The sequence below is a fragment of the uncultured Veillonella sp. genome, assembly GCF_963522475.1.
Taxonomy (GTDB): Bacteria; Bacillota; Negativicutes; order Veillonellales; family Veillonellaceae; genus Veillonella.
In genome coordinates, this window is the sequence record NZ_CAUQYW010000002.1 from 182203 (window position 1) to 195284 (window position 13082).

Annotated in this window: 11 protein-coding genes; all 11 read left to right on the plus strand. The window is 39.0% G+C overall.

Translation table 11 applies throughout. The features are described 5' to 3' along the window. Positions 1-127: 127 nt before the first annotated feature. The 11 genes from glyQ to trmFO all read left to right on the plus strand — a co-directional run bounded on the left by glyQ (position 128) and on the right by trmFO (position 13028). The gene (glyQ, locus tag RWP19_RS02170; protein ID WP_039969172.1) at positions 128-1003 is read left to right on the plus strand and encodes a glycine--tRNA ligase subunit alpha; all 876 of its coding nucleotides are present in this window, start codon (positions 128-130) and stop codon (positions 1001-1003) included. 1 nt (position 1004) lies between these two features. Continuing rightward, positions 1005-3056: a glycine--tRNA ligase subunit beta gene (gene glyS / locus RWP19_RS02175; protein WP_314356289.1), complete on the plus strand. Its 2052-nt coding sequence runs from the start codon at positions 1005-1007 to the stop codon at positions 3054-3056. 168 nt (positions 3057-3224) lie between these two features. After that, positions 3225-3611: a MarR family winged helix-turn-helix transcriptional regulator gene (locus tag RWP19_RS02180; RefSeq protein WP_005386549.1), complete on the plus strand. Its 387-nt coding sequence runs from the start codon at positions 3225-3227 to the stop codon at positions 3609-3611. Positions 3612-3742: 131 nt separating this feature from the next. Next, complete coding sequence (gene rplS, locus RWP19_RS02185) at positions 3743-4084, plus strand: 50S ribosomal protein L19 (protein WP_005377523.1); 342 nt, start codon at positions 3743-3745, stop codon at positions 4082-4084. Between the two features lie 67 nt (positions 4085-4151). Further along, a complete protein-coding gene (ylqF, locus tag RWP19_RS02190; RefSeq protein WP_314356290.1) occupies positions 4152-5057 on the plus strand; it encodes a ribosome biogenesis GTPase YlqF in 906 nt (301 codons plus the stop codon). After that, positions 5050-5847 carry a ribonuclease HII gene (locus tag RWP19_RS02195; protein ID WP_314356291.1) on the plus strand — a complete coding sequence of 266 codons (798 nt, stop codon included), beginning with the start codon at positions 5050-5052 and terminating at the stop codon, positions 5845-5847. The genes ylqF and RWP19_RS02195 overlap by 8 nt, the downstream gene beginning before the upstream one ends. A 278-nt stretch (positions 5848-6125) precedes the next feature. After that, a complete protein-coding gene (locus tag RWP19_RS02200; protein ID WP_227720441.1) occupies positions 6126-6524 on the plus strand; it encodes a YraN family protein in 399 nt (132 codons plus the stop codon). Positions 6525-6535: 11 nt separating this feature from the next. After that, a complete protein-coding gene (locus RWP19_RS02205; RefSeq protein ID WP_314356292.1) occupies positions 6536-8116 on the plus strand; it encodes a YifB family Mg chelatase-like AAA ATPase in 1581 nt (526 codons plus the stop codon). Positions 8117-8124: 8 nt separating this feature from the next. After that, positions 8125-9351 (plus strand): DNA-processing protein DprA, encoded by a 1227-nt coding sequence (dprA, locus tag RWP19_RS02210; RefSeq protein WP_314356293.1) that lies wholly within the window; start codon positions 8125-8127, stop codon positions 9349-9351. Then, positions 9341-11719, plus strand: coding sequence for a type I DNA topoisomerase (topA, locus tag RWP19_RS02215; RefSeq protein WP_314356294.1), 2379 nt, complete (start codon positions 9341-9343; stop codon positions 11717-11719). The genes dprA and topA overlap by 11 nt, the downstream gene beginning before the upstream one ends. After that, positions 11712-13028: a methylenetetrahydrofolate--tRNA-(uracil(54)-C(5))-methyltransferase (FADH(2)-oxidizing) TrmFO gene (trmFO, locus tag RWP19_RS02220; protein WP_314356295.1), complete on the plus strand. Its 1317-nt coding sequence runs from the start codon at positions 11712-11714 to the stop codon at positions 13026-13028. The genes topA and trmFO overlap by 8 nt, the downstream gene beginning before the upstream one ends. Positions 13029-13082: the final 54 nt, after the last annotated feature.

Below are 13082 nucleotides of genomic sequence, written 5' to 3' on the forward strand. Positions count from 1 at the left end.
GAGGGCGCAAGCCAAATAGGGTGGAACCGCGGGTATACTCGTCCCTGTAACGTTTTTCGTTACAGGGACTTTTTTGTTTGTAACGAAATGGTTGATTTTATGTCGGTTGTGTAAAGTGGAGGCAGCAATGACATTTCAAGAGATTATTTTAAATCTACAAAAATTCTGGAGCGATCAAGGTTGTATCGTTCAAAATCCATATGATATTGAAAAAGGCGCAGGCACAATGAACCCTGCTACATTCCTGCATGCTATTGGTCCTGAACCATGGGCTGTATGTTATGTAGAGCCTTCTCGTCGTCCAGCAGACGGTCGTTATGGTGATAATCCTAACCGTTTGTTCCAACATCATCAATTCCAAGTTATCGTGAAACCATCTCCAGATAATATCCAAGAATTGTACTTACAATCCTTGGCAACTCTTGGTATTCATGCGGAAGATCACGATATCCGTTTCGTAGAGGATAACTGGGAGTCTCCAACATTGGGCGCTTGGGGCCTTGGTTGGGAAGTATGGCTTGACGGTATGGAAGTAACGCAGTTTACATATTTCCAACAAGTTGGTTCCATCGATTGCAAACCAGTTTCCGTAGAAATTACATACGGTTTAGAACGTTTAGCTATGTACATTCAAGGCGTAGAAAACGTATATGACCTTAAATGGAATGAAAATGTTACATATGGTGACGTTTGGCATGCTAACGAAGTAGAACAATCCGTATATAACTTTGAATTAGCAGATACAGATATGCTTTTCAAATTATTTGATATGTACGAAGCAGAAGCAAAACGTGTTTGCGAAGCCGGCTATGTATTACCAGCTTATGACTATGTATTGAAATGTTCCCACACATTTAACTTGCTTGATTCCCGTGGTGCTATTTCAATCAGCGAACGTACTGCTTTCATTGGCCGTGTACGTGCATTAGCTCGTATTTGTGCACAACAATACCTCGCTAAACGCGAAGAATTAGGTTTCCCACTTTTGAAAGGAGATAAATAAGATGGCAAAGGATTTATTATTTGAAATCGGTGCAGAAGAAATTCCTGCCGGCTTTATGCCAAATATCTTAGGTCAATTGAAACAATTGGCTGAAACAAAATTAAATGATGCCCATCTTCCTTTTGAAAGCATCGCAACATACGGTACACCACGTCGTTTGGCTCTTATCGTGAAAGGTCTTGCTGACACATCCGCTGAAATCAGCGAACGTCATAAAGGTCCTTCTGCATCCATCGCCTATGATGCTGACGGCAATGCTACAAAAGCAGCTATCGGCTTTGCTCGTGGTAAAGGTCTTGATGTAGCTGATCTCGTTGTAGAGGACGGCTATATTTACGCTGAAACTAAAACGGCAGGCGTACCTTCAAAAGATATTGTTACAGACATGTTACCACAATTGATTACAGGCCTTAACTTCCCTAAATCCATGCATTGGGGCAATTTAGATGCTAAATTCGTACGTCCTGTACGTTGGCTTGTAGCATTACTTGATGAAGAAGTAATTCCTGTAGAATTTGCTACTGTAAAATCTGGTAATGTAACACGTGGTCATCGCTTCTTAGGTGCTGATGAAATCAATATCAAAAATGCAGCATCCTATGTAGACACATTAAAAGAAAACTTTGTTATGGTTGATCAAGATTCACGTCGTGAATTAATCTCCAAACAATTACATGATATAGCAGCTTCTAAAAATGCATCCATCGTTTGGGATGATGATTTATTAGAAGAAATTAACTATCTTGTTGAATGGCCTACAGCATTGTGCGGTGGCTTTGAAGAGTCTTACTTAGCACTTCCAGACGCAGCTATCATTACACCGATGAAAGACCATCAACGTTACTTCCCATTGGTTGACCAAGATGGCAAATTGTTGCCAATGTTCTTAACTGTTCGTAATGGCTCCGATCATTCCATCGAAGTAGTTCAAGCTGGTAATGAACGTGTATTGCGCGCACGTCTTGATGATGCTAAATTCTTCTTCAATGAAGACCGCAAGAAACCTCTTATCGACCGTCAAGATGGTTTGACTAAAATCGTATTCCAAGAAGGCCTTGGTAACTTAGCCGATAAAACTGAACGTTTACTTAAATTGGGCCGTGTATTTGGTGAAGAATGTGGCTTGCACGAAGATGCAGCTGTTGTGTTAGAACGCGCTACAGAGCTTGCTAAAACTGACCTTACAACAGGTATGGTTACTGAGTTTACAGAATTACAAGGTGTAATGGGTAAAGAGTACGCTTTACTTGATGGTGAGTCCGAAGAAGTGGCAGAAGCTATTTTCGAACAATATTTACCACGTTTTGCAGGCGATGTATTGCCTCAAACAGAAGCAGGTAAAGTATTGTCCATCATCGATAAAGTAGATAACATCGTTGCTACTTTCAGCCGTGGTTTAATTCCTACAGGTTCTCAAGATCCATATGCATTGCGTCGTCAAACAATTGGTATCTTGAACATCTTGCTTGGTAGCGAATGGAATATCAGCTTGCGTCCAATCTTCAAAGCATCTATGGAATTATTGAATGTAGCTGCTGACAAACAAGAAGAATTGCTTGGCCAAGTAGAAGAGTTCTTCACACTTCGTTTGAAAAATATCTTCCTTGATCGCGAAGTTCCTCATCATGTAATTGACTTGTTGTTGTCCAACAACGAATTGTCTGTTGCGGATGCAGAAGGTCTTGTAAACGCATTGTTAGCAAATCGCATCGATGAAAATATTGAGCTTGTTCAAGCTTATACTCGTATGTACAATCTTGTAAAAGATGTGGAATATACAGGCGTTAATAGCGACTTGTTGAAAGAAGATGCTGAAAAAGCATTGTTCGAAGCCGCTTCTAAAGCATCTGAAGCAAGCCTTGCTGCATGGGAAGCAAATGATTACACTGCTGTTGTAGCTGTTCCTGCTACTTTAGTTCCAGCAATCAACAAATTCTTTGAAGATGTAATGGTTATGGATAAAGACGAAGCTATTAAAGCTAACCGTTTACAACTCGTTCGTTTAGCTTATAGTGTAATGGCTATTATCGGCGATATTAGTGCATTAAAATAATATATTGGGTAAAAGATAGATAAAACTTTTACAGTAATATATGAAAGAAGAGGTACCATTTGGTACCTCTTTTTGCTTTTACGAAGAATATACAAATTTTATGCAGGATTTTTTGAGACTATGGCGAATATCTTATAATATACAAAGTTGTATGAGGAGATAACTGTCATGAATCATGATGAATTATATAAAGCCTTATGTAAGGTGCCAAATGGTAAAGAAAAATCTCGTGATAAAATAATTATAGAATTATATATGCGATCTGAAGGGGCATCTCAAAAACAATTAGTAGATGCTCTTAATATGCGTCCTGCTACAGTATCAGAGCAGACCGATATTCTTATTGAATTAGGGTATGTCACAAAGCATATCGATTATATGGATAAACGAATTTCCGTAGTAGGGCTCACTGAAGAGGGGAAACGATTAGGTAAGTCATTATTACATTCATATGACCAATTTCTTAATGTACTATTTTCTGATTTTTCTGATGATGAAAAAGATGATTTATACCGCTTGTTAGGTAAGTTAAAGCGCCCAATTTTAAGTAAATAATCAGTTTCTTAAAATTATATAGAAAATACTTGCGAACAGTACGTGATTTATGATACTATATTTCTGTTAATTTGAGACAGTCCGCTGCCTATAAGGTGTAGGTATTGAATGTCTGCAAACAGGAGGAAACAATGAACATTATTAACGTACTTGAACAAGAACAACTTCGTACAGACATCCCTACTTTCCGCGCTGGTGACACAGTTCGCGTACACGTAAAAGTAGTGGAAGGCTCTCGTGAACGTATCCAAGTATTCGAAGGTTTGGTAATTAAACGTCAAAACGGTGGCGTACGTGAAACTTTCACAGTTCGTCGTATTGCATCCGGTGTAGGTGTAGAACGTACATTCCCACTTCACAGCCCACGCTTAGCTAAAATCGAAGTTATGCGCCGTGGTGTTGTTCGTCGTGCTAAATTGTACTACTTACGTAACCTTACTGGTAAAGCTGCTCGTATTCGCGAAAAACGCTAATGTTCATAAAAGGCTGCCGTTGGCAGCCTTTTATTTTTGCTAAAATTTAGATATGAAAGGAAATACTATGGCAGATTCACCTATCGTACATTGGTTCCCTGGACATATGGCGAAAGCCACACGTATGATTACGGAGTATATCAAAAAGGTAGACGTAGTTATCGAGTTATTAGATGCACGTATTCCTCGTTCTAGTGCGAACCCTGTAATTACTGAACTGGTTGGTCAGAAACCTCATATTGTACTGTTAAATAAAGTAGATTTAGCAGATCCTAAAGCTACAAAGGAATGGACTGAGTTCTTTACTAAGCAAGGTATTACAGTATTGGCTATCGATTCTAAATCTGGTAAGGGTAATAAGAAGTTAATCTCTACTGTAGAGCGTTTAAGCAAGCCTATCATCAATCGTTGGGTAGCCAAAGGTATTCGAAGTCGTTCTGTACGTACTATCATCTTAGGGATTCCTAACGTTGGTAAATCTACATTGATCAACTCCTTAGCGGGCTCTGCAGCAACGCGTACAGCTAACAAAGCTGGTCATACACGTGGTCAACAATGGGTTAAGATTGGTAAAAATCTTGAATTGCTTGATACACCAGGCGTATTGTGGCCTAAATTAGAGGACCAACGCGCAGCGGCTCGCCTTGCTATGACGGGTGCTGTTTCTGATGATGTATATGATTTAGAGCATGTCATTAAACAGCTAATTAATCATTTATTGACGAATACACCAAATATTTTGGTAGAACGTTATAAATTAAAAGAAGAAGAGATGACAGATGTGGATACAATTCTTGAAAGCATCGGTCGTCGTCGTGGTTGTCTCGTAAGTGGTGGCGTAGTAGACTTTGATAAAGCACGCCGCATTATCTTGCAAGACTATCGCAATACTAAACTAGGTACAATTACTCTTGATAAAGTTGATGAAGAACCATACTATCCTGAAAATGGTGAGGACCCGCAAAATGGATAAGGATACATTTAGTAAATTAAAAGTAGCAGATGTAAAAGCTCTTTTTGAAACTGAACAAGCCTTAGAGATTTTGCCTTTAGCCAAAGAGGATACTCGTACTTCTGTACAAAAATTGGCCGCTTCTTACATTAAGCGCCAAGAAAAAGAGCTAAAAGAACAACAACGCCTCATGAGCATGTATGACTATGAAGGTATGTTCTACGATCAAGGTATGTATTATGTAGCTGGTGTCGATGAGGTAGGTCGTGGCCCTATTGCAGGACCTGTAACGGTAGCTGCCGTTATATTGCCGCCTATGACATTAATTCCAGGTTTAAATGACTCTAAAAAGCTAACTGAAGAAAAGCGTGAAATCCTCTACGATATCATCATGAAAGAAGCCGTAGCAGTAAGCTGTATTTCCTACGGTCCAGAAAAGATTGATGAACTCAATATCTACGAAGCAACGCGACAAGCTATGTATGAGGCGATTCGAACTCTCAGCGTACCAGCGGAAGCAGTAGTAGCGGATGCTATGAAATTGCCTGATTTGACGATTCCTGTGGAGTCCATAATTAAGGGTGATAGTAAAAGCGCTAATATTGCGGCTGCATCCATCATTGCAAAGGTTACGCGAGATCGATATATGAAGAGCCTTGATGATGAATACCCTGGTTATGGATTTGGTATTCATAAAGGCTATTATACGGAGTTACATAAAGAAGCGGTTGAACAACAAGGTGTAACACCACTACATCGCAAGAGCTTTGAGCCTATTAAATCTATCGTTCGTTGGGTTAAGCCAGAGTAATTCGTAATAAATTTATTTTATGATTCGACTATTAAGTTAAGTTTTATATTTGTATTAATTGTATTAGTTTTATCATTATAAATTGCATATAGTTCATAACCGTAAAGAGGTTCCTATTGGTCACCGATGTGACTATTAGGAACCTCTTTTGTATTTACTTTTATAGTCTCCATACTCTACGCTACAAGTAAGTGTTACCTGTTGAAAGTTTAGATGTAGATTGAGTGATAATTATTCTATAAGTTATTGTAGTTACTACACTTAAATAGGAGGTATATATGAAAACGATTAGTACAGGAAAAGCATTCAATGAACTGGATTCCAAGGAACTTGGAAAATGGGGCGAACGGGTGGCCATTAAATATATTGAAAAAATAGGCCTTACTGTAGTCGATACGAATTATAGAACCCGGTTAGGAGAAATTGATATTATTGCTAAACGCGATTTAATCTATCATTTTATTGAAATAAAAGCTCGTCGTGGTATGCAGCATGGATTAGCTCGAGAGGCGGTAACAAAGAAGAAACAAAAGCATATTAAACGGGCAGCCATGTTATTTTTGTATGATCTACATCAGAAAAGACGGCGCTGGAAAGAGTTATCCTTTGATGTAATCGAAGTGTACTTGCATGAAGACTTTCAAAGTTCCATTCATTATTTGCCGCAGTGCTTTTAGAGAGGTTACCTATGTATGCAAAACTTTATGGAGCCACCTTACATGGTATAGACGGATGCATTATTACGGTAGAGGTTGATATATCGCAAGGCTTACCTGTCTTTGATATGGTAGGACTGCCTAATCAGTCCGTAAAAGAAGCTCGGGAACGTGTGAGGGCAGCTATCAAAAATAGTGGCTATGACTTCCCTATGAGGCGTATCGTAGTCAATCTAGCACCTGCTACAATTCGTAAAAGTAGCGCAGGACTCGATTTAGCGATTGCTTTAGGGGTTCTCATTGCATCGGGACAGATAAAGGGGCGTAAAGCTAATATTTCAGCTTTATTGAATAGATGTCTATTTATGGGTGAGCTAGCCTTAGATGGTTCACTGCTACCTACCTTTGGAACCTTGGCGATGTCGTTAGCAGGGTTAGAAGCTGATTACAACACTATATATACAAGCGTAGAAAATGGATATAATTTGAAAGCTATTCCAAATCTTACTATATATGGCGAGTCTTCATTACAAAATGTTATTACCGTCTTAGAAGACCAGGTTAAATCTAAATCTATTCCAACTTCTAAAAATATAAAAATAGGGAAAAATCAAGATGAGATATTAACAGATACGATGGATAATAAAAACCATAATACTACATATGATGTAGATTTTGGTGATGTACAAGGTCAAGAGCTTGGTAAACGGGCCATGCTCATTAGTGCTGCAGGACATCATCATTGTATTATGATAGGTCCGCCTGGTGGTGGTAAAACGATGATGGCTGAACGATTACCGACCATATTGCCTCCCATGACTTGGAATGAAATTGTTGAGGTAAGTCGCATCCAAGATGTGATCGGTTTACTCGGTGATAAGGGACTCGTTAAAACTAGGCCTTTTAGGCATCCACATCATACGGCGACTTTAGCGAGTATGGTGGGCGGAGGTATACAAGGACGCCCTGGGGAGGTCACACTTGCTCACGGTGGTGTTTTATTTATGGATGAAGCACCAGAGTTTCAGCGCCAAGTTATTGATGCCCTAAGGCAGCCCTTAGAGTCTCGCACAATTACTATCAATAGGTCTCAAGGCAATTATATGTATCCTGCCAATTTTATTTGTATATTGGCTGCAAATCCCTGTCCCTGTGGTTATTATCATGACCCACATAGGGAATGCATCTGTTCTGAAACGATGATTAAAAACTATCAGCAACGCTTGTCAGGGCCTATTATGGACCGCATTGATTTACATATTCCCGTTGAAAGGCCTACACTAGAACAATTATTAGATACTTCGGCGTCAACGATGACCAGTGAAAGTATGAAAGAACAAGTTGTTATGGCAACTTCCATGCAACAGAAACGTTATGAAGGCCTAGATTTTAGTACTAATGGAGCCGTACCGCATAAGGCTATAGGTGAGCTTTGCCATATTACAGATAAGGCTTGGAGTATATTAGGCAATATATTTGATCATTTTCATTTAAGTGGGCGTGCGTTTGACCGAATTTTAAAGGTGTCTCGAACTATAGCTGATTTAGAAGGAAATGAAAAGGTAGAACCACAACATATTTCTGAAGCAATGTTATTTAGAACTGGAAAATAGGTGATACTATGACTAGATATGACGACAACATTTATATTGCAGCTTTACAAAGTTTATATAATATAGGGGCTACGTATGTAAGACGGTTCGTAGAAGACTTTGGATCTCCTTATGATGCATGGAAAGCCATTAAAGATGTGGAAAATTTAAAAGGGTATACATACCTCTCTGTAGGAGATAAACGTGCTATTACAGCATCAGCTAAGGATGAAAAACTAGATTATATTAGCCAAAAATTAGAAGAATATAAAATGGATGTTACGACCTTTCTAGATAAGGACTTTCCATCTATGTTAAACCAAATCTATAATCCACCAGCCATAGTATTTATGAGAGGTAATCGAGCTCTATTAGATAAAAGATTGAACCGCATTGCCATTGTAGGGGCGCGACGATGTTCATTATATGGTCGGAATGTGGCGAGAATGTTAGGCAAAGAACTAGGTAAATACAGTACCATAATTGTTAGTGGTGGTGCTCGTGGCATTGATTCTCATGGTCATGAAGGCTTACTTGCTAGTCAGGGGTATGGTATTGTGGTTATGGGATGTGGATTAGATATAGTATATCCTAGAGAGAACTCAAAACTATTTGACAAAATAATGGCTAATAATGGTTTACTCATATCTGAATATCCTCCAGGCACACCGCCATCGGCTAAACATTTCCCTGCACGTAACCGTATTATCAGTGGCCTTAGTCGAGGTGTTATCGTTGTAGAGGCTAAGTCTAGTAGTGGCTCTTTAATTACGGCAGATATGGCTGTTAGTGAAGGGCGTGATGTATTTGTAGTACCTTGTAATCTATTAGATCATACAGCGGATGGTAATAAGTTCCTTATGCGAAATGGTGCTTATGTATTGACTGGATATGAGGATATAGTTGAACAATATCATTTGACATTGCGTAACTTTTTCTCGAAAGAAGAGAAACTTTTACAGCCAAAGAAAATAGAAAATAATAATGTTAAAGAAGAAGATTCATTAAGTAACACATGTAAGGGTGTTGATAGTCATGGCTCGTCTATGTTAAGCTTTAGTTTGGATAAGAGTTTAATATTGAGTGAAATACCTCATGATCGATGTATTACTGTTAGTGATATTTTGAAAGCAACTCATATTCCATTACAACAACTGCAGCCCTTATTACTTGAGTTAGAGTTAGAAGGTGCTATAGAACATCAACCGCCGAGAGGCTATATTAATATGACTAGGAGTGATATACTTGTCCATTAAACGATCTATCGTTATTGGCGAGCCAAAAGCAGCTAGTACTAGTAAAGAAACAAAAAAGAAAAGTACTACAAAAGAGAGTACTACGATAAAACGTAAGGTCGCCAAAGAGGCTCTTACTCCTATGGGGATTGTACGAGATAAGTCTGTGTTACAAACCTCTGTGCCACCTGAGCAACGGGAACCACGCGTATATAATCCTACAGGCAAAGTATTGGTTATCGTAGAATCTCCTGCTAAATCTAAAACAATTGAAAAATTCTTAGGTTCAAACTATGTGGTAAAAGCAAGTATGGGCCATTTACGAGATTTGCCTAAATCTCAAATGGGTATCGACATAGAGCATGGATTTACTCCACGTTATAGTAATTTGGTGACCCGTAAAAAGGTTATTGAAGAACTCGTTTCCTACGCCGATGACAGTAGTGCCGTCTTGCTCGCAACTGACCCAGACCGAGAAGGGGAAGCTATTTCTTGGCATTTGGCGTACATTCTTAATGTGGATCCTACATCTACATGCCGTATTACATTTAACGAGATCACTAAGAATGCCGTAGCAGAGGCGCTAGAATCTCCACGTACCATCGATATGAACATGGTCGATGCTCAACAAGCACGTCGTGTATTAGACCGTATCGTAGGCTATAAATTGAGCCCATTGCTTTGGAAAAAGGTATGTAAGGGCCTAAGCGCAGGACGTGTACAGTCCGTAGCTGTTCGTCTTATCTGCGAACGAGAACGAGAAATTCAAGCCTTTGTTCCACAAGAGTACTGGACTATTGAAGGCAATTTTGAAACACCTAAAAAAGAGTCTTTCACTGCAGAATTAACTCATATTAAAGGTGAGAAAATAGATATTACTACTGAAAAAGATGCACAAGCTGTAGTAAATGCTATAGGTGGTGCTGATGGAGTAGTAACGAATGTGGAAAAACGCAAGCGCTCTCGTAAGGCGGCACCACCATTTACAACATCTACGTTGCAACAAGATGGTGTTCGTAAGTTGAACTTTGGTGCAAAGCGTACCATGATGATTGCCCAACATCTATATGAAGGTTTAGAAATCGGTTCTTATGGTCATGTTGGTTTGATTACATACATGCGTACAGACTCTACTCGTATCTCTAAAGAGATGCAGGTCATGGCTAAGGATTATATTATTCGTAACTATGGTGAAGATTACTATCCATCTAAACCTAATATGTATGGTGCTAAAGGTTCCGCTCAAGATGCCCATGAAGCGATTCGCCCTACATCTTTAGAGTTAACACCTAAGATGGTGGAGCCATTCTTGAGTCGTGATGAGCTTAAGTTATATACATTGATTTGGAATCGTTTTATGTCGAGCCAAATGGCACCACAACAAAACGAATCTACTACTATTGAATTGACTGTTTATGATGATTACACATTTAAAGCAACAGGCTCTCGTGTAATCTTCCCTGGTTTTAGTGCTGTCTATGAAGATGCGAAAAAAGAGGATGTTCCTCAATTGCCAGTTCTTAAGAAAAATGATGCTGCTCATACGGTAGAGGTATTGCCTGAACAACACTTCACGCAACCACCTCCACGTTATTCAGAAGCAAGTCTCATCAAAACACTAGAGGAGCTCGGAATTGGTCGTCCAAGTACATATGCACCAATTTTAGATACGATTGTGAGTCGTAACTATGTAGAGAATACGAATAAACAATTTGTTCCAACAGAGCTAGGCTTTGTAGTGGTAGATTTCTTGATTGCATACTTCGAAAAAATCATCAATACCGGATTTACCCGTGATCTTGAAGAAGAATTGGATGCTATTGCATCTGGTAAGGATACGTATCTAAAGGTATTGTCTGATTTCTATAAAGTATTCGGTAAAGAGTTAGAAGATGCGAGTGATGTAGATCGCATTGAAATTGCATCCATGGAAAGTGATGAAACCTGTGAACTTTGTCATAGTCCGATGGTATATAAATTTGGTCGTTATGGTAAGTTCCTCGCATGTTCTAATTTCCCAGAATGTAAAAATACTAAACCTATTACGGTAGGTACAGGTGTAACTTGTCCTAAATGTAAGGAAGGGGAAATCGTAGAGCGTAAGTCACGTCGTGGTCGTTTATTCTACGGTTGTAACCGTTATCCACAATGTGATTTCACATTATGGGATAAACCAACCCATGAATTCTGTGATACTTGTGGTTCTATTATGGTTGAAAAGACATATAAAAATGGGACGACTAAGAAATTCTGTTCCAATGAAACGTGTCCAACTCGACCTCCAAAGAAAACTAGAAAGAAAAAGAGTGAAGCTAGTGAAGAGACCGTAAAGGAAACTAAAGAGTCTAAGAAATCTAGCAAAGATAAAGAGGAAACAACAGTTGAATAATAAAAATGTTATTGTTATTGGAGCAGGTTTAGCCGGCTCTGAAGCAGCTTGGCAACTCGCTAACCGTGGCATTCATGTAGACTTATATGAAATGCGCCCTGTGAAGAGCTCCCCTGCACACCAAACAGATCAATTTGCTGAGCTTGTCTGTAGTAATTCCTTACGAGCTGGCAATATTGAAAATGCAGTAGGTCTTTTAAAAGAAGAGATGCGTCGTTTAGGCTCCCTGATTATGGAATGTGCTGATGCAACTGCTGTACCTGCCGGTGGAGCCTTAGCAGTTGATCGTCATTTGTTTAGTGAAATGGTGACTGAAAAGGTAAAAGGCCATCCTAATATTACAGTTCATCACGAAGAAGTAACAGAAATTCCTAGTGAAGGTACTATTATTTTCGCTTCTGGTCCCCTTACTTCTGAAGCGTTAGGGGATAAGATTAAAGCACTAACAGGTGAAACTGGATTTTATTTCTACGATGCTGCAGCACCTATTGTTACAGCAGAATCTTTAAATTACGACAAAGTATTTGCCGCATCTCGATACGATAAGGGCGATGCAGATTACTTTAACTGTCCTATGACAAAAGAGGAATATAAAGCGTTCTGGCATGAGCTTACTACAGCTGAAGCTGTGCAACCAAAGGATTTTGAAAAAGAAATCTACTTTGAAGGTTGTATGCCTGTAGAAATTATGGCGAGCCGCGGTGAAGATACATTGCGCTATGGTCCACTTAAACCAGTTGGTTTAGTAGATAAACGCACTAATGAAGAATCCTATGCAGTGGTTCAATTACGTAAGGAAAATAAAGAAGGCACCATGTTTAACTTGGTAGGCTTCCAAACTCATTTGAAATGGGGGGAACAGAAACGTGTATTTGGCATGATTCCAGGCCTAGAAAATGCTGAATTTGTGCGCTATGGCGTTATGCACCGCAATACGTATATCAACTCTCCTGAGTTGTTGAACCATGCATTCCAACTTCAAAAAGAACCACGCTTATTCTTTGCAGGCCAAATGACAGGCGTTGAAGGTTATTTGGAATCTGCTGCTAGTGGTCTTATGGTAGGTTTACAGGTGGACCGTTATTTGGAAGAACGTCCATTTATAGATTTTCCTAAAACTACAGCTATCGGTTCTCTCAGCCACTACGTATCTAACTATGAAGGATCTAATTTCCAACCTATGAATGTCAATTTTGGTATTATGGATTCATGGCCACAAAGAATAAGTAAGAAAAAAGAGAAAAATGCTCTTATCGCTAATCGTGCATTAGAAGAACTAGATACATTAAAAGCTAAAGAAAATTTATAAGCTTTGATCTAAAAAATAAATTGCTCAATACTATATGAGTCTTTAAGACTTATA